The following is a 21,601-nucleotide window of genomic DNA, read 5'->3' as shown; positions in this document are numbered from 1 at the left end:
GCTTATGAATTACTTTCAGCTTTCGCTTTCATTTTTTCACGCACCTCGTAATTTGCTTTCATCGAACAGAAATGCTCACCACACATTGAGCAATAATGCGATTGCTTTTGCTCCTCATCTGGTAAGGTTTCATCATGATCACAGATCGCTTTCTCAGGATCTAAGGCCAAAGCAAACTGATCGTGCCAACGGAACTCGAAACGCGCCTTACTCATGGCATTATCACGAATCTCAGAACCAATAAATCCTTTGGCTAAATCGGCAGCATGAGCAGCTAATTTATAAGTTACAACACCTGTGCGGACATCTTCTTTATTGGGCAAGCCTAAGTGCTCTTTTGGCGTTACGTAACAAAGCATTGATGTACCATACCAAGCAATCATACTTCCTCCAATGGCCGAAGTAATATGATCGTAACCCGGAGCAATATCAGTAACTAAAGGCCCTAATGTATAAAATGGTGCATCGTGACAAAGACGCTGTTGCTCTTCCATATTCTTTTTAATCAGGTGCATTGGCACGTGACCCGGTCCTTCAATAATTACTTGTACATGATGTTTCCAAGCTACTTTGGTTAATTCACCTAATACCTTAAGTTCACCGAATTGTGCTCTATCATTGGCATCGTGTATACTTCCAGGGCGCATGGCATCTCCTAAAGAAACGGCCACATCGTATTTATTTAATATCTCACAAATCTCTTCGAAATGTGTATAAGTAAAGTTCTCTTTTTCGTGAGCAGTACACCATTTAGCCATTATAGATCCACCGCGTGAAACGATGCCTGTTGTTCTTTCAAGAGAAGTACCAACTAGGTCTTTCAATATCCCTGCATGGATGGTAAAGTAGTCAACTCCTTGCTCACATTGCTCAATTAGAGTATCCTTGTAAATTTCCCAAGATAAATCTTCTGCAACCCCATTTACTTTTTCAAGTGCTTGGTATAAAGGTACAGTTCCCATTGGTACGGGAGAATTACGGATAATCCACTCACGTGTTTCGTGAATATTTTGTCCAGTACTCAAATCCATAATGGTATCAGCACCCCAACGGAAAGCCCAAACTGCCTTTTCAACTTCCTCGCCAATGCTTGATGTAGTTGGTGAGTTACCAATGTTGGCGTTAATTTTCACCAAGAAGTTCTTACCAATAATCATTGGCTCTGCTTCGGGGTGATTGATGTTACCCGGAAGAATTGCTCTACCTGCAGCTATTTCATCACGTACAAATTCAGGTGTAATAAAATCAGTGTGAGGCTCAATACCATTGGCTTTGTAATACTCTTCACACTTTTGATTTTCACGGATAGCCACATACTCCATTTCTGGGGTAATAATCCCTTGCTTGGCGTAGTAATATTGCGTAACAACTTTGCCTTCTTTTGCTCTAAAAGGCTTGGTACGATGGTGCTCAAAGCGGATGTTATCCAATTCTTTATCTTCAAGGCGAGCTTTACCGTATTCTGATGTTTTTTCTTCCAATACATCAACATCTCCTCGTCCTAAAATCCACTCTTCCTTAATTTTCGGAAGGCCTTTGTTAAGGTCTATCTGATAATTTTGATCAGTATAAGGACCTGTAGTATCATATACTGTTATTGGTGTATTTGACGTTCTGTTACCATCTGCATCTTTAGTAGATGACAAACGGATTTCACGCATTGGTACAAGAATATTATGAATTTTTCCTGGTACAAATATCTTTTTTGATTTTGGAAAGGAACCGGTAGTTACCTTTAAAATTTCTTTAGTATCCATTATTTTGTTTGTAGGTACGTTATTTTCTTTAATAGTGGTTAGTTCTTAGTCAGAAGTCTGTAGTGGAGGACTATTGAATTATCCACCTTTAGTGGCAGAAATAATCAGAACTTCATCGTTCTCTTTAAGAGGAGTTGATTGCCAATTTTGTTGCTGCACAATTGCGTTATTTACAGCAATAGCCAATCCTTTAGTCTGGAGATTGAGCGTAGTGATAACATCCGAAAGTAATGCTCCATCAGAAACATTATTCTTTTCATCGTTAATAAAAATTACCATAATACTTTATTTAAAATATATGGTACCCGCAAAAAATATCTGAGTAAGTCATAATCCCTTCGCAGCATTACCTGCGCAGGTTCTATGGGTATAATCTCAGCCCGTTTTATTAAGGCACCCCGTTAAAATCGATGACAAATATAGAAAATAATATAGTGTAAAAACTACTGCTTGGTATGTTTTATAACCATTTGTCGAGCAAGCTAGAAAGCAAATCCATTTTTACAGGTTTACCTATGTAATCATCCATTCCTGCATTAATACAAATTTCCCGGTCTCCTTTCATGGCGTTGGCTGTCATTGCAATTATTGGAGTCTTCACTCCTCTTTTACGCAACTCTTTTGTGGCATCAAGTCCATTCATTATTGGCATTTGAATATCCATGAGCAAAAGGTCGTAGTCATTATCTCCATCGCAAACCATATCTACACCCTCTTTACCATTATTGGCAATTGAAATTCTCAATTCTAGCTTTGATAGCATCTTTTGAGCAATTTTTTGATTGATCAAGTTATCCTCAACTAACAATACTTTTTTACCTTTTACTCTCTCTTCAAATGAAACTTTCTCAATCGGTTCAGTGCTTTCTTCCTTTCTAAACAAATCATCAATTGAGTTGAATAGTATAGTGTGCTTCAATGGTTTCTTGATAAGCTTATCTATCTTCTTCTCTTCCCAATTTGATTTCCAATTATTATCAGAACTAAATATTATAATTTTTAACTTAGGGTAATTTGCATTCAGACTACTTAAAAATGCATCCCCATCGTTACTAAATACATGCGCATCAATAAGTACCAAATCATAATTATTGGTCTTTATGGTTTCAAGAGCAGATTCTTCATCACTACAAATATCGGATGATAATCCCCAATTATTTAATGCTTTAACCAACAACAACACATTGGTTTTATGATTATCAACAACCAAGGCATTAATGTTATTAAATCTATTGAGATACTGCTCTTCGCCAGCCTGATTCTTTTCGATCGCGAATGGCAATGTAAAGTGAAATATAGATCCTGGATTTTCTGAACTCAAAGCAAAATTAGGATTTGGACTCTCTGCCCAAATCTGACCACCCATTAATTCAATAAGCATCTTTGAAATACTTGTTCCTAGTCCTGTTCCTCCGAACTTACGAGTAGTTGAGCCATCGGCTTGAGTAAACGATTCAAATATCTTTTCGAGTTTCTCCTTTGGAATTCCAATACCCGAATCTTCAACTGAGAAGTGTAAGGTCACTTCTGATTCAATTTGTTGTTGCATTTCAACCTTAAGAACCACTTCTCCTCCGGCAGTAAATTTAACTGAATTGCTTAATAAATTAATAAGGACTTGTATAATGCGGCTCTCATCACCAATTAAAATATTTGGAATGGTTTGCTCAACAGAACTAATTAACTCAATACCTTTTTCATTGGTTTTAAAGGAAATTTGATCGATCAAATAGTCAATTGTAGAACGAATATTAAACGGAAATGGCTCGATATTCATTTTACCAGCTTCTATTTTCGAGAAATCTAAGATATCATTAATAATATTCAGAAGATTCTCACACGAGCGACTAATGATATTAATAATATTACTTTGTTCGCCAGTAAGAGGCGTAACAGCAAGTAATTCGGTTGCTCCAATCATGCCATTCATTGGAGTACGAATTTCGTGACTCATATTAGCCAAGAATTCTGATTTTGCTTTGTTGGCTTCTGCCTCTTTTTGTTGTACCTCCTTTTGTGCACTTATATCCATAAATGCCTCAAGGTAAACCTCATCGTTATTCAGCTTTATCGGAATAATATTCTTAAGAATTGATCTAGAAACATTATTCTCTTTTACATGAATGGTTTCTTCTAAAACCGAAATTACTACATGCGTAGATGGATTAGAAACCAGTTCTTCTTTTTGGGTAATAAAGACTTCAGAATAGTTGGAGTCTTTCATACCTTCAATAACTTCCTCTTGATTACTATACCCCATTATTGAGGCAGCTGTATCATTAGCTTGAATAATAGACCTATCCTTATTAACAATTAATATCCCTACAGGTAAATTATCGATAATTGTTTTCATTGAATCTATCGATTCCTCTAGCGATTCCGTAAGGTTTCTTTTTTCAGTAATATCTTCTTTTATGGCAATAAAACTTGAGATTGTATTGAGTTGATTCATTACTGGAGAAATCAATACTTTCTCCCAATACGAAGCCCCATCCTTACGCTTATTATTAATCTCTCCAACCCAAATATTTCCTTCTTGGATAGTTTGCCACACATGAGGAGGCATTACATCAGAACCGTTTGAAATAAAATCAATTTTACCTGAATATACTTCATCTTTAAGATATCCTGTTATCTCTTCAAAACCCTTATTCACATACTCAACATTCCCTTTAGTATCAGTTATCATGATACTTATAGGACTTTGTTCCACTGCTTGCAGTAACTTATTATTACTTTCTTCAGCTTTCTTTCTGTTTATGATTACTTTTTTAATTTGAACAATAAGCAAGTAGGTTAAGAGTATCGCTGCTAGTGAAAATATAAACAAACTCAGGTACTTTATTTTTGTATACCTTTTCTCTATTTCATTAAAGGTATTACTTAGTTCCAATACATTTTTACTAATATCGTAGGATATCTTATTTTCTATTTCCCCAATACGTTGAAACAAACTTTCTGATTGCTTTACATAGAACTCAACCGTTTGATGGTACTCATCAATTTCCATTGTAAGCTCAATAAGATTAGGTTCTATGAGGGCTCCAATTTTATTTGAGAGAAGTTTGATATCGCGAAGTTTAGGCAACAATTCTCTAATCTCAGATATGGTGCCTAAAAACTCATCCTCATCATGTTTAAATACGATGATAATATTCTCCTGTTCTTGAAGATTAACCGGTATTTCTGTTATTAGTATTCCGCCTTCATCAAGCACATCTATAATATTATAACACTCTTGAATAAGCTTATCGATGGAATTTTGTGTATTGGTTAACTTTTGTGGGTGAGTTATACTTGAGAAATCTTTAAAATGAAGATTTAACAACAAAATGTTCTTATTTAAAACACGTTCAATTTGTTCTTTTTGCTTTTGGTTCTGAATTACGTTTCTGTAGGTATCAATATATGTTTTATCAAAATATGACTCAACAACAATAATAGTGATAATTGTAAGCAAGAAGATACCTAAAAGCATATATAGCTTTAAAATAATAGGTTCCCCGAAAATTTTCTTATTTTTTTTAGCTTTAAATGGATCTATCACAGTTTGTTTTTTATAAGGCTTTAGCTAGGTCAATAATAATAAAATTAAACTAATTAAGCATTAAAAAACGATTGACTTCTGTTGGGTGACACCGTATTTTTTAAATATTAATGTAGCCCTTTCTCCAGCAATATAATCGAGGAAAACTTCTGCAAGATGAATATTCTTAACGGATGACAAAAGACCTACATATACCTCCGGCGGCGATTCGTCACTCATAGGTATTGCTATTACATCTAGTTCGGATGCATAAATATTGCTATAAATATCGCTTCTCCAGCTAATAGCCACTTGTGCTTGTTTATCATAAACACTTTTAATAAGCCCTCTTGAATCAACTGATAAGGAAACTACATTATCTAAAAGGTTATTATAAACGTCCTCGTTATTCAGAATTTTTTGTGTTTCGTAACCCAATGAGCTTGTTTCAGGATTTGCGATAATTATAGCTTTATTATTAGCTATTAAAGACTTTAAATTGCCACTATATTGATTAGGATTATGCCTCTCCACCATTAAAACAATAGGATTATAGCCAATAAATACAGAGTCGGTAATTAAAATATTATGCTTTTCTTTTAGAGCCGCAAAACCATTCTGAGAGCCTGGAATATATAAATCACCTTTAAGGGAATATTGAATTAAACTAATCAGGTTTTGAGAACAGTCATTATGAATAATTATTTTGCAGTTCCAAATATCTTCAAACTCATCTTTTAGTTCCAACAAGGGGTGTACCATTGAATTTTCGCAATAGATCAATAACTCCTCCGGTTCATCAGACACCGATTGCTCTTTGCTAATTCTTTTACAATAAATTGTAAACAAAAGTACGACAACTATGTAGGTTATATATTTCACAAGCTCACATTTTACTATTGCAGTTGAATTAACTACATAATCAGATGCAAGTTACGACAGAAATGAGCAGAAGAACACAGATTTTATCATTATAAACCTACCATTAATCAAATACAATTACCCTTTAAGTAGGTATTTACGTACCCATGGGGGAACAATGATAGCTCCAATTAGTAAATATGGGTAATAACTTATAATACGCCATAGAAAAGCCATTGCAGTTCCTGTTCCGTCAGGAATATAACCCTGTAAGAATTCTTTAAATACATACTCGGCAAAACCGCTACCTCCTGGCGTAGGGCTAACCAACATCATTATCCACATAATGAGTTGCTTACCAAATACAAGAATATGGTTGGATAAATCGAGGTACTTTATACCGAAAACAGCAATAATGAGTGTATTTACAATCCAGTAACGCGACACCCAACTTATTGAGGTGGCGATAAACGCTTTTAACCATTCTTTTAATGGCCATTTTTTAAACTCTGAAGACGTAAGAATTAACTCATTGCCAACATTATTGGCTTCAGGGCGCCACTTACGAATAATTGGAAGCTTAAAAACCCAAAGCAAAAATGACTTTAGTCCTCGCGGATTTAAGAATAATCCGTAAGCAATAAATAAAGTATAGAGTACCTTTAAACCATAGCCCGTTAATGAGAATAGTAGAAACTGATTTTTGTACCATACTATGTTACTGACTTCCGAAGCGCCAAAGGCAAAAATATCACTTCGCCCAATAAATAATATAACCATTGGAAAAGCCAGCACAAAAAACAACTCATCTAAAAAAGAAGTCACCATAACAATACCTGTACTCCTGCCCAACTTAATCCCAGCTTTGTTCAAAAAGAATATAGCAACACTAGTCCCACCAATGGCGGATGGTGTGATTGCGGAAGTAAACTCCCAAAGCATTATAATTTGAAATGATTTACGCCAATTTAAAAGACCTCCTGATAAAAGTCGGATACGAATGATATATCCAAAATCGCGAACTACCATCAATAAAATAGAGATAAAAACCCATAGGAATGTACTACTGGTAACCTTAATGGCGCTTAAACTACCTGGTTCATACTCTTGATAAAGCATGTAAGCAGAAATACAAAGACCTATTAAGATGGGCCAAATGACTCTTGAAGGTCGTATGCTACGAATTATTTTTGCTGAATTGTCTTTATCTTCCATGAATTACTAGATCGCACTTTGGTTTATAAATCTATGAAATAATACTGATATAAACTTATGATTGATTTCTAATCATTTTATCAATTAGATTTACATTCCATATTCTTTCAGCATTTCTACCAATTACCCAGAAAGATAAGGCAAGTATGATGAAAAAGATTGATTTATGGGTGAGATCCCAGAAATATTCAAAATAACGTGTATATAAATTAATCAATAAAAAAGTTATTCCGAAGCTCCGAGTTAAAACATCGCCATTTTTTAAACCAATTAGAATGGCCGCAATACTTGAAATACCAAATATTACAGCCCACGATAACAATTCAATTTGTTTTATCTGATGCCAACTTTCTATATCAGGCGTATTTCAAAAGATGGATAAGATCCATAAGGATATAAAAAAGTAAGATAAGCCGATTGTATAAGTGTCTTTTTTTAAAGGCTTTAACAATTTGGAATAGTTGAACAGATAACTTAACGATGCTAAGACTAAACCAAAAATCACAAACCTTAAAGGATAATTCATACCCAAATAGTAAGCGCCCCATTCTGAGACGTATCCTGTTTCTGTGCCAAACCAAGCTCCTAGAGATAATAGAGAAAAAATCCAAACAAGATTGGAAGGAAAACTAACTCCGATTATTCCGTATATAATGGTGCCTAGTAAAAATAGAATTGAAAAATGACCACTACCATTATCTAATGCATTTCCTAAAAATGTAATTGCAGTTGCAGTTGATAAAACCGCTAACATAATTACAAACTCATTGCTAAAAATCTTATGTGGATTTTTTAGTCGTACCTTATATGCCCAAGCATAAAAGCCAAGTGCAGCAAACGCAAAAAAAATACTAAACGCTAAATCTGATGCTTTAAATAATTGCTCAATGAATTTAAGTAGAAAACTATCGGCAAAAACGGAGCTAATTGAAATAACTATGCAAATAATGGATATTAAAAAGGAATATCCAGCTAACTTTTTCCAATTAAACGATTTTACCTCTAGCGTATCACTGAGTTGTCCTTTAGTTTTTTCATCAATTAAATTATGCGTGTGCCAATTGTCAATTAGTTGAGCTATTAGTTTGCCCTGATTTCTATTAAGCTGTACTTTCATAAATCAGAATTGAGTGATTATAGGTTGATGAACAAAAATAAGAATTAATGATTAAGCCATTTAACTATTGTGGATTATCTGCTTTACGCGCTGCAAACAGCAGAACACCTAAAGCAACCAAACCTAATAATGCTATCACTGAATAGGTATTAAATAGTTTAAATGAATAACTAAATAATAAGGGCCCAAGTGCACTTGAAAAAACAATCATTTGCATATACACGCCAGAAATAGCACCTAAATGCTTACGTCCATAAAAACGTGGCCAAGTAACTGCAGTAAGTACAGCGAACACACCACCCATTAATCCAGCTCCCAATACTAACATATAATATCCTAGTGAGGTATTTAAAATACCAACGCCAACTGAGGTAACAATTCCGGCAATGATCATTAAAAACAATAGTTTCTTCAATTTAATTACATCACTCAGGGCATTAAAAATGATTGATGTAACAACAGAAAGTATTGATATGGGAACGAAAATAGAGAGTGCTTCAACTTTTGTTAAGCCTGCACTTTTAAAAATAGAAACAATATGAAAAGTTAAACCCGTTATGAAATACCCATTAAATGATAACATTAAACTATACACCCAAAATGCACGTGTTTTAAGCGCTTCCCTTTTTGTAAAATCAACAGTAAGCTTGTTTGCTGCATTAGTATTGTTCTTCTTGAGCCAATTCCCATCGGGTTTTAAACCCATTGATTCCGGTGAATCTCTGTAGAAAATCGCAATTAAAATGGCCATAATAAAAAGCAATATACTCATATTAGACCACGCTTGCTGCCACCCTCCATGTTCAATTAGCATATTAATCCACAAGGGAGAAATAGAAAATCCCAAAGAAACAGCCACTGCACTTATGGCATTAACTCTTCCTCTATACTGATCAAACCAAAGCATAATCATGTTACGCGAAGCCATAGTTAGAATTCCTTGGCCTGTAAATCGGAGTAAAAAGAAACAAAATAAAATAACCGCAAATGGCACTATCCAAGTGGCCTCGCTTCCTTGCAAGCTATTACTTATTACCGCCGATTTAGAACTTAAAAATAAAGCTACTGACAAACCCATGGCAGCACCAAAAGCTACCCTTCGTGCACCATACTTATCGAACCATTTACCAGCATACCCTAGTAAAAATGAACTCAAGATAGTTCCTATTGTATAGGCCCAACTAAACTGATTTCGAGTTAAGCCAAGTGCATCCTTAACGGGATCGGTAAAAGTGCTCACTCCCATGGTTTGGCCTGGTATACTTGCCCAAATACCGAGCGTACCCATAATCACTATGACAATTCCGTAGAAAAAGGTAGATTTATTGTTCTTCATCTTAAGTTTCTTTATTTCAAGCACTCAAAGATATACATAAAACACAATGTACAATTCGGTAATATCTTACCGAATTAATAAAGCTTAACTTTTAATTAATATACTGTGTTGAAATACTTTTCTATTTTCGCTGCTTCAATGAAAAACATAAATAATATGAAAACTCTAGTTATTGCATATGCAGTTATATGCATCAGCTTATTAGCCTCATGCAACTCATCAAGTAATAAAAAAGCGAGTGACAAATGCTGTAAAAAGGAAGAAACCGCTTGTTGTAAAAAAGAAAAAGATACTTGTTGCTCATCTGACAAAGTGGCCTTTTACCCTGAAATTGAAAGTTATATCAACACTATTGTAGCTGATTTTGATAAAATTAGCGAAGAGCGAAAAGAAACTTTAAAGCAGTTAGCTGCTAAAATAGCTGAAAACCCTGAAGCTGCTAACCTTACTTTTATTTGCACACATAATTCACGCCGAAGCCATATGAGTCAATTATGGGCACAAACTGCAGCAGCTTATTATGGAATCGAAAATGTGAATTGTTACTCAGGAGGTACAGAGGCAACAGCATTTAACCCAAGAGCTATTAAAGCAATGCGTAAAGCTGGAATGCATATTGAGCAGACTGACGAAAATACAAACCCATTGTATTTAGCCAGCTATGCTAAAACTGCAAATCCTATTAAGGCTTTCAGCAAAAAATACGACGATAAAATGAACCCAAGTACTAATTTCATTGCGGTTATGACTTGCTCACATGCTGATGAATCTTGCCCAGTGGTACTTGGCGCCGACGACAGAATTGCGGTAACTTACGTTGATCCTAAAGAAGCTGACAATACACCAGCCGAAGAATCTCGTTACGATGAGAGATGTCAACAAATTGCGACAGAAATGTTTTATGCCTTTTCTCAAGTAAAAAGCTAGTCACAAAAAAGTTGGCTAAAATGGGCTAAACCTTAGTCCATTTTTATACGCTTTGCACCTTTTCTAGGTAAAGGCTTTGGTATTGGCTCGAATTTAAGCCATATCTATTACAGATTAAACTCAGATCAAACTCACGTTAACGTGAGTTTGATCTGAGTTTGGTCTAAGTTTAACTTGTGTTTAATACGAGCCAACCATAAACATAACTCGACTAAATCTTTAGGCAAGTACATTGATTTACACCATCCCCCTACATCTTCATCTCCTGCAACTTTTATTTTTAGCATCGTTAAGGATTATTCTCTTACAAAATTCTAACACAATTCTCACATAAGTCACTCAAACCGTGAGTAAAAGCGATAAAAGTCATAATCTAAGCAAAAGGAAGCTCTTATTTTTGCCCCGCATTAATACGAACACAGAATGGAATCCTTAAAGGAATTATATAAAATTGGCTTGGGCCCATCAAGCAGTCACACAATGGGGCCACACAACGCCTCGAATGCTTTTCTAGAGCGTCATCCCAATGCAGCTAAATATGAAATTACCCTATATGGTAGTTTGGCAGCCACAGGTAAAGGTCACCTAACAGGTGTAACCATTGAGCGTGTTTTTAAGGATAAAAACATGGAATTGATATGGAAACCTGAAGAGTTTTTACCCAAGCATCCTAATGCTATGCGCATTATAGCCTATGATGATGAACAGAATGTACTTGAAAATTGGGTTGCCTATAGCGTAGGCGGGGGGACTATTATTGATGATTCGAATGAAACATCAACTCCAAAAGTTTATGAACTAAGTACCATGGATGATATTTTGCAATGGTGCGAAGATAATAAGAAAGAGCTATGGGAATACGTAGAGTATTCTGAGGGACCTGAGATTTGGGATTTCTTAGCTGAAGTTTGGAGTGTAATGAAAAATGCCATCAAACAAGGCATTAAAACAGGTGGTGTTTTGCCCGGAGGTCTTGACCTAGAGCGTAAGGCCAAAAAGTATATGCTAAAGGCGAAGACATATTCGGGCCCAATTAAAAAACGTGCTATGTTATACGCCTATGCATTAGCTGTTTCTGAAGAAAATGCGGGAGGTGGCATTGTAGTTACAGCCCCAACTTGCGGAGCATGTGGTGTTTTACCTGCAATTTTATACCATCATAAAAAAATATACAAATACAGTAAAGAAGATATTTTACACGCACTAGCCACTGCTGGTCTAATAGGCAATGTGGTAAAAACCAATGCCTCTATCTCAGGTGCTGAAGTGGGTTGTCAGGGAGAGGTTGGTGTTGCTTGTGCAATGGCTTCAGGTGCATCAACTCAACTACACGGAGGAACTATTTATCAGGTTGAATATTCGGCAGAAATGGGATTAGAACACCACTTGGGCTTAACCTGTGACCCAATTTTAGGATTGGTTCAGATACCATGTATTGAGCGCAATGTTTTTGCAGCAGCTCGAGCCTTAAATCATAATGCCTTTGCCTTAATGAGTGATGGCCGCCATCGCATTAGTTTTGATGAGGTTACCGAAACCATGATGAAAACAGGGAAAGCCTTACCAAACACTTATAAAGAAACTTCGTTAGGAGGATTGGCTACTCTTGATAGCTTTGTACTACGCAAATAAAAATAACATTGCAGAAATACAGTTTCATAATTGTATTTCTGCAATCAAATAAATTGCTTGAATCATCAATTAAATAGTCTTTTCATAGAACTTTATGACATAATCTGAGTATTATAGATTCATCACAGTTAAATGAAAAAAACACTATTCTATATAACACTAGTACTGATTGTCCTTTCTTGTAAATCAAAGAAGGAAATGGTACAGGTGACACCACAAATCAAAGCACCCACTTTTCCTAAAGAAGGAATCAACCATTTTATTGATTCAACGCTTCAGCTAAGCAAAGATAGTAGCCTTACTCAGTTGTATAACTTTAGCAACAATAAACTCATATGGAAAAACGACTCCTCAGTTGAGCATGCTTTAAAATGGATTTCAGAAGCTTGTTATCATGGGCTTAATGTGCAAAAGTATCAATTAGATTCCTTACACAATATTTGGAACAAACTTGAACTAAGCGATAGCAATTTTATAGCCAATCGTGCTTCTTTCGATTATAGCTTAACCACAGCCGTTCAAAGTTTAGGAAGAGATATCCGCTACGGAAAACTAAATGCCGAAGCATATTATAAATCCTGGAATTTCAATAAACCCGAGAGTTATTCTGATTCAACATGGGTTGATTTAGTTGTTAATAACAAGGCTACGGAACTGAATCTATTTTTTTCGCCCAAGCATAAATTGTATCATCACATATACGCAGAACTAAAGGATTTATTGAATCAACCGGAAGGGGAAACCATCCAAATTATTGATCCTAAATTTACCCTCCGTCAGGGAGATTCTAACCGTTATGTTTTACCCATAAAACAACGCTTATTAAATATAGATACGAGTAAGCACCTTATGGCCTTTGATGCTGAACTACACGATGCTGTTGTTTTATTTCAGAAAAAACATGGTTTAACGGCAGATGGCATTATTGGTAAAAACACCTACTATTACCTCAATTGGGATAAACAAAAACATATTGAAATATTATTGGCTAATCAGGAAAAGCTCAGGTGGATACCTGCTCAGCAATTAAATGATGGCGTTGTGGTAAACATCCCCTCAATGCAATTAGATATCTATAGGGCGGACAGTTTATTCTCGACCAGACGTGTTGTGGTTGGAAAATACGATAACCAGACTCCTATTTTGAGATCCAGATTATCTTATATCGTATTTAATCCGTGTTGGACCGTCCCGTACTCTATTGCATCCAAGAGCATGCTGCCTCGATTAAAAAAGGATAGCTTATATCTGCAAAAGCATAATATGTTTATCTCGCAAGGAGGTAAAGAAGTTGTGGCAGATAGTGTAGACTTTAATCAGTATAATAGCACAAACTTCCCATTCACCATATTTCAACGAACAGATGCTAACAATGCTTTAGGGGCTGTTAAATTCATGTTTCACAATAACTATTCGGTTTATTTACACGATACACCAAGCAAAAGACTATTTAGCAAAGATATTCGCGCTTTTAGCCATGGATGTGTAAGAGTGCAAAATGCCAAACAAATGGCAGAAGAGCTTTTATTTGATATTGATGGACAGACTGTACCACATAGTTATTACTACAAAAAAGGATTCCCTGTAAAGGTACATCTTAAAAATAGATTGATGCTTAATCTAGTTTATTTTACTTGCTGGTATGATGAAAGTGATAACCAACTAAAGTATTACAAGGATATTTATGGTAAAGATTATAAGATAATCCGGGATCTTAATTTAGATTTTTAAAAGCTTATAAATGTCCTTTATCTTTATTGCCCCACGGAATCAGATATTCTAATTTATAAGAGAATCCTAGATTAACCGCATTAGACCCTTTACCGTATCCAGGTACTCTGTATGGTACTAGTAATTCTTCGTTATCAGTGTAAACCTTTCCTTTTACACGAATAAACCAACTCATATAAAAGTTATTCACAACTTGAGTTCGTAAACCAAAGGTAAATTCTAACCAATGCGTGCTCACTCCATATTTTGAAAAGGACCTTTCATAATGCCCCCAATAATCATCTCTGATAATTACAGAAGGACTTTCGTGGTTCTGAAAAGCATAACCATAACTCAACCCAAATAGTATGTTGTCGTTGTTTCCGGGTTCATCCACTATAAAAATATCATAATCAAACCCTACTCTAGCATAGAAACCGCTAGAGTTATATGAATATGGTTTATCCTCAAATCCTTTATTTGGATCATTTATATCCGCTAAATTATTATCAAAACTCACGTTCTCATATCCAAGTTCGCCAACAATAAACATTCGTTTTTTAAAGTTGGTTCTCACTCCTATTTCTGCCCCCAAAGTCCCCGGATCAATTGCTGGCATCAGAAACCTTGAGATATCCATATTAATGGCAGTACCTCTTCGCTTATGCGGATAAATCTTTTTTTCTTTTGGTTCACGAGGAGTTCCTTCCTCCTCATTTTGCATCATACGCTCAGTGGTTTGCTGAGTTCTATCACCCGTGTAATCTTGCGCAAAAAGAAGATTAGAGGATGCTATAAAAAAAATACTAATCAATATATATCTTAACATTTTCTGTTCCTTTATTGTAACTAACCTCTTTGTCTGCTATCTCAATTCTGGCAATATATTTTGTATCGGTATACTTTACACTATTAATGGTAAAGTGAAAAATAAAACCACATTCTTCTGAAACATAGGCCAACTCTTTTTCATGGTAAAAGACAACTGTTTCTCCTATACCATCCTTAAATAACTCAAATATAGTGGAGTCAGATTCCATTGAAAGCGGCAAAAAGATACCATTAGTTGATACTTCTTGATGACTAGAATCAATTCGCGGATGTAGACCTAAAACCCTCATATTTATAGTTGTATCTTTATCCGTTGTTTCGGTTGAGCTACGATTAGAATAAAATCCTGTTGTAGCAGACATTTGGCCCGATAAGCAAATATCATCACTCCCAGTACAGCTCACTCCCAGTAAAACTAAGACAACTATAACAATACTAATAACGTTGAATTTCATGATAATAACTTAATTAATTCGCCATATATACTGCGGCACATTACTTTTACAAAGTAAACCTGATAACATAAATATGAAGGCTAATTATTAATAATTTCTACAAAAATAAACCCTAAACTTAGAATTACAGCCTCAAGTCTAATTATTTTAATATAATTGATAAAAAACAAGTTGACATTTATATAACAAAAGCCAATTACCTATGATAATTGACTTTTATCTATGATAGATATTTAAAAGTTACTCAACCTGAATATTTATAGTTTTTATGATTTTATCAGAAGCTGTACCAATCAATAATTGATATGCACCGCTTTCAAGATTCCAATCACTTTGTGTTTCATCATAAAAGGCAAATGCGTTTACATCTATACTAAAATCTACTTTTTTAGATTGACCTGCATTTAAGCTTACCTTTTCAAAAGACTTTAACTCTTTTATTGGTCGCATTACTGATGATTCTTTATCGTGCACGTAAACCTGAATTACCTCCGCACCATCAACTTTTCCCGTATTCGTAATATCTACGGATAGTTGAATGCTATCTCCTTTTTTATAGTTGTTTTTTGCTACAGCCGCATTGTTAATCTTAAAACTCGTATAAGATAAACCATGACCAAAGGCGTATAGAGGTTTAATATTTTTGGTATCGTGCCAACGGTAACCTACTAAAATATCTTCTTTATACACCTGATCTGTACCATCGCCAGGATAAGATAATTCGTCGAAGGCATGCGCTCCATTATCCTCTAACTTAACCGGAAATGAAAAAGGTAATTTACCCGATGGATTAACATCACCCGAAAGTACATCAGCTAAAGCATAACCAGCCTCGCTACCTAAGTACCATGCCTGAACAATGGCTTTGGCTTTTGATTGCCAAGGCATAGCTACTGCATTACCACTTACTAAAACCACAGCCACATTTTTATTTACAGCCATAATATCAGCTAGTAATTCATCTTGGCCAAATGGCAGATTTAATCCTTTACGATCGCCATTTTCACAATCTTGCTCATGACTTTTATTTAATCCTCCTACGAACAAAACGATATCCGCAACCTTAGCAATATCAATAGCTGCTTTTTTTAACGAATCCGTGTTTAAGGCTGACGGTATTACTCTTCCGTATTGCGATGGACCAGAAGCATAACCCATGGCGTGCACCACATTGGCATTGATAAAGCGTTCCTCAATTCCTTGAAGAGGAGATATTTCATGTACTGTTTTTAGTTCAGAAGATCCTCCACCTACTGTCATCATGCGAGTGGCATTTTCTCCAATAACTGCAATGGTTTGCTTAGTTTCTGGATTAATTGGTAAGAATGATTTACTATTCTTTAACAGGATGATACCTTCTTGTGCCACCTCACGCGCTACTTGAAAATGCTCTGCATTGGCTTTTTTACCAAACGGACGTGTTTTATCCATATTGGTACGGTACATCAATCTTAAAATACGACGTACTTTATCATCAACAACACTTTCATCTATCTCTCCATTTTTTATCATTTCTAAAAATGGTTTTGCCAGATAGTAGTAATCGTAAACATTTTCTTTTGAGGTGGTAAGTCCGTCGGTACCTGTACCCATTTCAATATCCAATCCGTTTAAAGCGGCTTCTTTGGTATCATGAGCACTACCCCAATCGGTTACTACAACACCATCAAATCCCCAATCTCCTTTTAAAATTTGGTTTATTAATACTTCATGATGACTTGTGTGCTGACCATTGTATTTATTGTATGCGCCCATTACAGACCACACATCACCTTGTTCAACATCGGCTTTAAAAGCCGGTAAATAAATTTCGTGTAAGGCTCTATCGCTTAATTGCACATTGATATGAGAACGCCAAATTTCTTGATTATTTAGCACATAATGCTTAACACAGGCGGCAACCCCATTGGTTTGAACACCTTGGATATAAGGAACCGACATTATTGAAGCTAAGTATGGATCTTCGCCCATATACTCGAAGTTACGACCATTTAAAGGCGTACGATAAATATTAACCCCAGGCCCCAATAAAATATCCTTTTTACGATAGCGTGCTTCTTCGCCTACTGCAACGCCATACTTATGTGCCAAAGTAGGATTAAAGGTAGATGCCAAAGCCGTTAATGCTGGAAAAGCAGTACACGAATCATTCGTCCATCCTGCATATGACCAGCTATCCCATTCAATTTCTGCTCTTACTCCATGCGGACCATCCGACATCCATATTTCAGGAATTCCTAATCTCTCAACACCGGGCGAACTAAACTTTGATTGTGCATGGCACATTTTTACTTTCTCCTCAAGGCTTAATTGATCAATAATCTGATCAATTTGCTTTTCTACCGCTTCTTCCTGAGCAAAAATAAAGCTTACATTCGCTGAAAGCATCAGAACCAAAACAAGGAATAACTGTTTCATAATTTTACAATTTTATTTGTTTACCAATTAGGAGCCTAATATAGTAATTAACCGTTTTATTTTGCTTGGTTGCAAAGTAACTAACAGAAGCAAACTATAATTACTGACCTACTGCACCTTAACTACTCTATTGAACCAATCTTTAGTATACCTTATAAATATATATATAAGTGCGATTTTAACCCTAATAGAGAATTACAAAAAAAAAGAAATCTCGATGTAACACTTTTATAGTTTTACGTGTCTAAGTAATAATTATCATGGATATTCACATTTGACTTTACTTATATTTGCAGTATATTATAAATCAGTCATAAAAACACTATCAACACACTATAAATTCAAGCCGTTATTACTTAATAATTCAACAATCAAAAGCAATTTAAATGTTAAACAGTAAGTACTTAAGCATACTGACCTTATTTATATTAGGTGTATGCATTCAATCGAAAGCCCAAAAAATTGAATTTACAGAATTTGATTTAGACAATGGATTACATGTTATTTTACATCAAGATAACTCTACGCCTATTGTAACCGTTTCAATCATGTATGATGTTGGTTCAAAAAACGAAGACCCTGAATTAACAGGATTTGCGCACTTTTTCGAACACTTGATGTTTGAAGGAACCGAGAATATTGAAAGAGGAGAATATTCTAAGTATGTTGAAAAAGCAGGTGGTACTCTAAACGCCAACACCAACCAAGATAGAACTTATTATTACGAAATATTACCATCGAACCAATTAGAGTTAGGTTTATGGCTTGAGTCTGAAAGATTGTTACACGCAGTTGTTGATTCAATAGGTATTGCTACTCAAAAACGTGTTGTTGCCGAGGAAAAAAAGCAACGCTACGATAATTCTCCATATGGTGATTTATTAATGAATGTAATGGATTTAGCATACGATAAACATCCTTATAGATGGACTGCCATTGGTGATGTAGTAAAATTAATGGATGCTAAGGATCAGGATTTCGTTGACTTTTACAAAACCTATTATGTACCTAACAATGCTTGTTTAGTTATTGCTGGAGATATCAATAAAGAAGAGGCCACTAAAATGGTAAACGATTATTTTGGTGATATCCCGAGAGGCACTAGAGAAATGTATCGTCCTACTGAATTTGATGCGCCACAAACAGCTGAAGTAAGAGATACTGTATTTGGAGCAGTTCAATTACCACTATTATTACAAGCTTACCATATACCTGGAGACGGAACAGATGATTATTATGCTATAGACATGCTTAATCAATTATTATCGGGCGGACAAAGCTCGCGTTTATACAAATCATTGGTTGACAAACAACAAATTGCATTAGAAGCGACATCGTTTAACTTAGGATTACAAGATCCTGGTTTGGCTTTAATTTATGCATTACCTAATAGTGGTATCGAGAATAAAGACTTAGAAGATGCCATGGATGCCATTGTTGCTGAAGCAAGAGATGAATTAATCTCGGAACAAGAATTTCAAAAACTAAGAAATCAGTTTGAAAACCAAATTGTACGTAGCAACAGTAGAATGGAAACAGTTGCCAATAACCTAGCTCGTAACTATGTGTATTACAACAATACCAACCTAGTTAACGAAAAGTTAGATAAATATATGGCTGTTAGCCGAGAGGATATACAACGAGTAGCGAAAAAGTATTTTACCAAAGAGAACAGAGTGGTACTTTACTATCTACCAAACTCTGCAAAAGAAGTCAATTAATTATATCCTTAACTAAAGAAAAGATAAATAATGAAAAAATTAAGCATATTATTATTGGCGCTTTTGTCAGTAATTTCAATTCAAGCACAAATAGATAGAACAAGTGCTCCCAAAGCAGGAGTAGCTACTAAATTAAACTTAGGCGAGTACACCAAGTTTGAGTTAAAAAACGGACTGAAGGTAATTGTGGTTGAAAACCATAAACTCCCTGTTGTTTCTTATTCTTTATCAATAGATATTGATCCGATATACGAAGGCGACAAGGCTGGATATATTGGCTTTGCTGGTGATTTATTAGGTACAGGTACTACAACTTTAAGTAAAGATCAGATTGACGAGAAAATTGATTTCATTGGTGCATCAATAAGTACTAGTGGAAATGGAATTTATGCAAGCTCGTTAAAGAAGCACTCTGAAGAAACATTGGCTTTAATGACGGATATACTTTACAATCCTTCTTTTCCTGAGGAAGAGCTTGATAAAATGGTGAAGCAAACTTTAACAGGTATTAAAAGTGATAAAGACAACCCTAAATCAATTAGTAGAAATGTGTCGCAAGCTTTAATGTTTGGCAAGGAGACTGCTTATGGCGAGGGCACTTCAGAAGAAACTATTGAAAACATCACAATAGAGGATTGCAAAAATTATTACGATACTTACTTCCGTCCTAATGTTGCCTACCTAGTTATTATAGGTGATATTACTGTTAAAGAAGCTAAGAAAATTGCCAAAAAGAACTTTGCTAAATGGGAAGCCAAAGAAGTTCCTACTCATGCTTTTGTTGAGCCAAAATCAATCGACAAGTCCGTTTATGCTATTGCCCATAAAGATGCATCAACACAATCCACTATTTCAGTATCCTACCCTATCGATTTAAAACCGGGTACTCCGGATGCTTTAAAGGTAAGTGTTATGAACTCTATTTTAGGAGGAGGAAGTTTTAGCGCGCGTTTATTTCAAAACTTACGTGAAGATAAAGCCTGGACTTACGGTGCCTATTCTTCAGTTAGTAGTGATGAGCATTTAGGTACTTTCAAGGCAAGTTCTAATGTTAGAGGAACCATTACTGATAGTGCTTTTGTAGAGATTGCTTATGAAATGAATCGTATGATTGATGAACAAGTAAGCGAAGAAACTTTACAATTGGTGAAGAATTCTACAGCCGGTTCATTTGGTCGTGCTTTAGAAAGCGCCTCTACCATTGCCAGCTTTGCAGTAAATATCGATAAATACAACTTACCTGCTGATTACTACGAAACATACATGGAGCGTCTTGAGGCAATTACGGTTGATGATATTCAAGCAATGGCTGCCAAATATTTAAAGCCTGATAACGCGGTTTATTTAGCTGTAGGCGATGTTTCAGTAACCAAGCCGTTAATGGAAAAATTAGCGAATGGTGCTGAGGTAACTGAGTATGATTATTACGCAAATAAAGTAGTTCGTTCAGGCGTACCTGTAGGATTAACTGCCGAAAAGGTAGTGGCTAACCATATTAAGAGTATTGGTGGAGAAGAGATTCTAGCCACAGTTAATGATGTTGCTGTGCACGCCACCTTAGCAGTTCAAGGAATGGAATTAAGCATGAATACTTACCAAAAAGCACCTAATAAAATTTGTGTTGAAACCAAAATGGGCGAGAACCTATTAAGCAAGCAAGTTTATAATGGATCTGTTGGTAAAATGACTGCACAAGGTCAGGAGCAAGTATTAGAAGGTAAGATGCTTGAAACCATGAAATATCAAGCTATTTTATTTCCTGAATTAAGCTATGATGAGCAAGGATATACTTTAGAAATTACTGGTGTTGATAAAGTAGATGGTAATGATGCCTACAAGGTAATTGTTACAAACCCAATTGAAAATGCAACTACAATGTACTTTGATGCTAAAACAGGCTTAAAAGTTAAAGAAGTTAGTGTAAGCGAAATGGGATCATCAACAACAACATTTGGTGAGTATAAAGAGTTTGAAGGGATCAAGTACCCAACTAAACTAACTCAATCAATGGGACCTCAAATGATAGATGTAAATATTACTGAGGTTATCATAAACAAAGGAATTGAGGATAAGATTTTTGAGTAATTAGTACTCA

General features: G+C 35.3%; 15 protein-coding genes. 5 read left to right on the top strand and 10 right to left on the bottom strand.

The window, feature by feature from the left end; genetic code table 11:
* Positions 1-2 precede the first annotated feature (2 nt).
* The 7 genes from thiC to QMO11_RS11785 form a co-directional block, all read right to left on the bottom strand.
* Positions 3-1,757, bottom strand: a complete 1,755-nt coding sequence (gene thiC / locus QMO11_RS11815; RefSeq protein WP_075602681.1) for a phosphomethylpyrimidine synthase ThiC — start codon at positions 1,755-1,757, stop codon at positions 3-5.
* A 78-nt stretch (positions 1,758-1,835) separates the two neighbouring features.
* On the bottom strand, positions 1,836-2,036 hold the full coding sequence (gene thiS / locus QMO11_RS11810) for a sulfur carrier protein ThiS (protein WP_282037482.1): 201 nt from the start codon (positions 2,034-2,036) through the stop codon (positions 1,836-1,838).
* Between the two features lie 181 nt (positions 2,037-2,217).
* Positions 2,218-5,304, bottom strand: coding sequence for a PAS domain-containing hybrid sensor histidine kinase/response regulator (locus QMO11_RS11805; RefSeq protein ID WP_282037481.1), 3,087 nt, complete (start codon positions 5,302-5,304; stop codon positions 2,218-2,220).
* Between the two features lie 60 nt (positions 5,305-5,364).
* The gene (modA, locus tag QMO11_RS11800) at positions 5,365-6,165 is read right to left on the bottom strand and encodes a molybdate ABC transporter substrate-binding protein (RefSeq protein WP_282037480.1); all 801 of its coding nucleotides are present in this window, start codon (positions 6,163-6,165) and stop codon (positions 5,365-5,367) included.
* 117 nt (positions 6,166-6,282) lie between these two features.
* Entirely contained in the window at positions 6,283-7,359 is a 1,077-nt protein-coding gene (locus QMO11_RS11795; RefSeq protein WP_282037479.1) for a lysylphosphatidylglycerol synthase transmembrane domain-containing protein, read from the bottom strand.
* Between the two features lie 367 nt (positions 7,360-7,726).
* Positions 7,727-8,476: a hypothetical protein gene (locus QMO11_RS11790; protein WP_282037478.1), complete on the bottom strand. Its 750-nt coding sequence runs from the start codon at positions 8,474-8,476 to the stop codon at positions 7,727-7,729.
* A 64-nt stretch (positions 8,477-8,540) separates the two neighbouring features.
* Positions 8,541-9,812: an MFS transporter gene (locus QMO11_RS11785; RefSeq protein ID WP_282037477.1), complete on the bottom strand. Its 1,272-nt coding sequence runs from the start codon at positions 9,810-9,812 to the stop codon at positions 8,541-8,543.
* Positions 9,813-9,968: 156 nt separating this feature from the next.
* Here QMO11_RS11785 and QMO11_RS11780 point away from each other — a divergent pair, with 156 nt between their 5' ends.
* The 3 genes from QMO11_RS11780 to QMO11_RS11770 all read left to right on the top strand — a co-directional run bounded on the left by QMO11_RS11780 (position 9,969) and on the right by QMO11_RS11770 (position 14,102).
* Positions 9,969-10,739 carry an arsenate-mycothiol transferase ArsC gene (locus QMO11_RS11780; protein ID WP_282037476.1) on the top strand — a complete coding sequence of 257 codons (771 nt, stop codon included), beginning with the start codon at positions 9,969-9,971 and terminating at the stop codon, positions 10,737-10,739.
* A gap of 423 nt (positions 10,740-11,162) precedes the next feature.
* The gene (locus QMO11_RS11775; protein ID WP_282037475.1) at positions 11,163-12,371 is read left to right on the top strand and encodes an L-serine ammonia-lyase; all 1,209 of its coding nucleotides are present in this window, start codon (positions 11,163-11,165) and stop codon (positions 12,369-12,371) included.
* Between the two features lie 132 nt (positions 12,372-12,503).
* On the top strand, positions 12,504-14,102 hold the full coding sequence (locus QMO11_RS11770; RefSeq protein ID WP_282037474.1) for a L,D-transpeptidase family protein: 1,599 nt from the start codon (positions 12,504-12,506) through the stop codon (positions 14,100-14,102).
* Between the two features lie 4 nt (positions 14,103-14,106).
* Here the strand turns inward: QMO11_RS11770 and QMO11_RS11765 are convergent, their stop codons facing one another.
* The 3 genes from QMO11_RS11765 to QMO11_RS11755 form a co-directional block, all read right to left on the bottom strand.
* On the bottom strand, positions 14,107-14,910 hold the full coding sequence (locus QMO11_RS11765) for a DUF6048 family protein (protein ID WP_282037473.1): 804 nt from the start codon (positions 14,908-14,910) through the stop codon (positions 14,107-14,109).
* Positions 14,888-15,367 (bottom strand): DUF6452 family protein, encoded by a 480-nt coding sequence (locus QMO11_RS11760; protein WP_282037472.1) that lies wholly within the window; start codon positions 15,365-15,367, stop codon positions 14,888-14,890. Before QMO11_RS11760 ends, QMO11_RS11765 begins: the two co-directional genes overlap by 23 nt.
* A 240-nt stretch (positions 15,368-15,607) precedes the next feature.
* Positions 15,608-17,785 (bottom strand): glycoside hydrolase family 3 C-terminal domain-containing protein, encoded by a 2,178-nt coding sequence (locus QMO11_RS11755; protein WP_282037471.1) that lies wholly within the window; start codon positions 17,783-17,785, stop codon positions 15,608-15,610.
* 386 nt (positions 17,786-18,171) lie between these two features.
* Between QMO11_RS11755 and QMO11_RS11750 the strand changes: the two genes are divergently transcribed.
* Both QMO11_RS11750 and QMO11_RS11745 read left to right on the top strand, forming a co-directional pair.
* A complete protein-coding gene (locus QMO11_RS11750) occupies positions 18,172-19,506 on the top strand; it encodes a M16 family metallopeptidase (protein ID WP_282037470.1) in 1,335 nt (444 codons plus the stop codon).
* Positions 19,507-19,536: 30 nt separating this feature from the next.
* On the top strand, positions 19,537-21,591 hold the full coding sequence (locus QMO11_RS11745) for an insulinase family protein (RefSeq protein WP_282037469.1): 2,055 nt from the start codon (positions 19,537-19,539) through the stop codon (positions 21,589-21,591).
* Positions 21,592-21,601 lie beyond the last annotated feature (10 nt).

The sequence above is a fragment of the Saccharicrinis aurantiacus genome (assembly GCF_947489045.1).
Classification (GTDB): domain Bacteria; phylum Bacteroidota; class Bacteroidia; order Bacteroidales; family Marinilabiliaceae; genus Saccharicrinis; species Saccharicrinis aurantiacus.
This window is presented reverse-complemented; position numbering and strand designations above follow the sequence as displayed.

Excerpts from the sequence above, each read along its gene's own strand:
- QMO11_RS11770 (WP_282037474.1), top strand. The coding sequence starts at position 12,504 with ATGAAAAAAACACTATTCTATATAACACTAGTACTGATTGTCCTTTCT.
- QMO11_RS11755 (WP_282037471.1), bottom strand. The coding sequence starts at position 17,785 with ATGAAACAGTTATTCCTTGTTTTGGTTCTGATGCTTTCAGCGAATGTA.
- QMO11_RS11780 (WP_282037476.1), top strand. The coding sequence starts at position 9,969 with ATGAAAACTCTAGTTATTGCATATGCAGTTATATGCATCAGCTTATTA.
- QMO11_RS11790 (WP_282037478.1), bottom strand. The coding sequence starts at position 8,476 with ATGAAAGTACAGCTTAATAGAAATCAGGGCAAACTAATAGCTCAACTA.
- QMO11_RS11760 (WP_282037472.1), bottom strand. The coding sequence starts at position 15,367 with ATGAAATTCAACGTTATTAGTATTGTTATAGTTGTCTTAGTTTTACTG.
- thiC (WP_075602681.1), bottom strand. The coding sequence starts at position 1,757 with ATGGATACTAAAGAAATTTTAAAGGTAACTACCGGTTCCTTTCCAAAA.
- QMO11_RS11795 (WP_282037479.1), bottom strand. The coding sequence starts at position 7,359 with ATGGAAGATAAAGACAATTCAGCAAAAATAATTCGTAGCATACGACCT.
- QMO11_RS11745 (WP_282037469.1), top strand. The coding sequence starts at position 19,537 with ATGAAAAAATTAAGCATATTATTATTGGCGCTTTTGTCAGTAATTTCA.
- QMO11_RS11775 (WP_282037475.1), top strand. The coding sequence starts at position 11,163 with ATGGAATCCTTAAAGGAATTATATAAAATTGGCTTGGGCCCATCAAGC.
- QMO11_RS11750 (WP_282037470.1), top strand. The coding sequence starts at position 18,172 with ATGTTAAACAGTAAGTACTTAAGCATACTGACCTTATTTATATTAGGT.
- QMO11_RS11785 (WP_282037477.1), bottom strand. The coding sequence starts at position 9,812 with ATGAAGAACAATAAATCTACCTTTTTCTACGGAATTGTCATAGTGATT.
- QMO11_RS11765 (WP_282037473.1), bottom strand. The coding sequence starts at position 14,910 with ATGTTAAGATATATATTGATTAGTATTTTTTTTATAGCATCCTCTAAT.
- thiS (WP_282037482.1), bottom strand. The coding sequence starts at position 2,036 with ATGGTAATTTTTATTAACGATGAAAAGAATAATGTTTCTGATGGAGCA.